Origin of the sequence: Bacteroides cellulosilyticus DSM 14838 (assembly GCF_000158035.1) — a bacterium.
GTDB classification, from domain to species: domain Bacteria; phylum Bacteroidota; class Bacteroidia; order Bacteroidales; family Bacteroidaceae; genus Bacteroides; species Bacteroides cellulosilyticus.
Genome location: NZ_EQ973491.1, coordinates 106,953 through 108,795 on the forward strand (window position 1 = coordinate 106,953; position 1,843 = coordinate 108,795).

1 protein-coding gene is annotated in these 1,843 nt (G+C 45.1%); it reads left to right on the forward strand.

The genetic code is table 11. The features are described from left to right. Nucleotides 1-509: 509 nt before the first annotated feature. Nucleotides 510-1,843, forward strand: a 1,334-nt coding sequence (locus BACCELL_RS12760) for a sialate O-acetylesterase (RefSeq protein WP_007212225.1), incomplete at its 3' end; no start/stop codon positions are given.

The following is a 1,843-nucleotide window of genomic DNA, read 5'->3' on the forward strand; positions in this document are numbered from 1 at the left end:
GAACTCTGTGAAACTCAGTGTTACTCTGTGGTGAAAACTCATTACCTTTCCCGATATGAGTTATATAGGAGTGATGCAAAGAGCATAACTGTCTGTGTGGCAATGCACTTGCTGTTCCACTAATGTCAGTCGTAGTGGAACACGAGTTCAGTCCTAGTGGGAAGTGGCTTCAGTCGTAGTGGGAAGTACCTTCAGTCCTAATGGGAACTATCTTCAGTCGTAGTGGGAAAAGAGCTTATCACTGATGGATTCTAAGCTAAAGTAAATAACGGACTATAAACAACAAGTATCTTTCTGCATGTTAGCGTTAAGCTAATATCTGATAGTTTTTTGATACACAGTTCGGATACTTGCCACTGGTAGCTCGTTGTTTGGGCGGGCTTTGCCTGCTAAATTTTCATTTTATTGAGTACAAACTTCCCTCTTTTCCGTCTTCTCTTTACGGAATCCGGTTCTTCTCTTTTTGGGATGCTTATCCTGAACTCTGTGAGAACCCTAAATATACAACGATGAAAAACTTAATAGCTACAGCAGGCACTACACTTGCTATTTTTCTATTTGCAGTTTGCCTGTCAACTCATGCAGAAGTGCACCTGCCTGCCATCTTCTCGGATGGCATGGTTATGCAGCAACAGACCCATGCCAATCTCTGGGGGACGGCAACTCCCAATAAGAAAGTAACCGTCCGCACTAGCTGGGATGGAAAACTGTATGCAGTAACAGCGGATAAACAAGGTGCATGGAAACTAGCCGTTTCCACTCCCGAAGCAGGCGGACCTTATACTGTTACTTTTGATGATGGAACTCCGAAAGTTCTGAGCAATATTCTGATAGGGGAATTATGGCTTTGCTCCGGTCAAAGCAATATGGAGATGCCTATGAAAGGCTTTAAAAACCAGCCTGTAGAGAACGCTAATATGGATATTCTCCGTAGCAGGAACCCTGAGATAAGACTATTCACAGTGAAACGTACCTCTACGCTCACTCCGCAAAATGATGTGACAGGCTCTTGGAAAGAGGCAAGTCCGGCTACAGTGCGCGATTTCAGTGCGACAGCCTATTACTTCGGGCGGTTGGTAAATGAAATATTGGATGTTCCGGTAGGCTTGATAGTGGCAGCCTGGGGTGGTTCGGCTTGCGAAGCTTGGATGACTGCCGACTGGTTGAAAGCTTTTCCGGATGCAAAGATACCCCGGTCGGAGACAGATATCAAATCAAAGAACCGTACTCCAACCGTACTGTATAATGGTATGTTGCACCCATTGATCGGACTGACCATGAAAGGAGTCATCTGGTATCAGGGTGAGGATAACTGGAATCGTGCCCATACCTATGCGGATATGTTTACGACACTCATTAACGGATGGCGTACCGAATGGAAACAAGGTGATTTTCCTTTTTATTACTGCCAGATAGCTCCATACGATTATGGAATTATCACGGAACGTGGAAAAGAAGTAATCAATACAGCCTATCTCCGCGAAGCACAGGCGCAAGTAGAGCACCGTGTACCCAATACCGGTATGGCCGTACTGCTGGATGCAGGGATGGAAAAAGGCATTCATCCTGCCCGTAAGCAAGTTGCCGGTGAGCGATTGGCACTTCTTGCCCTGACAAAGACTTACGGGATAGAAGGAGTAAACGGTGAAAGCCCTTATTATAAAAGCATTGAAATAAAGAATGACACGGTCATTGTGAGTTTCGAACGTGCCGGCATGTGGATTAGTGGTAAGAACTGTTTTGAATCGAAGAATTTTGAGGTAGCGGGTGAAGATAAAGTATTCTATCCGGCTAAAGCATGGATCGAACGCAGCAAGATGCTTGTAAAAAGTGAGATGGTACC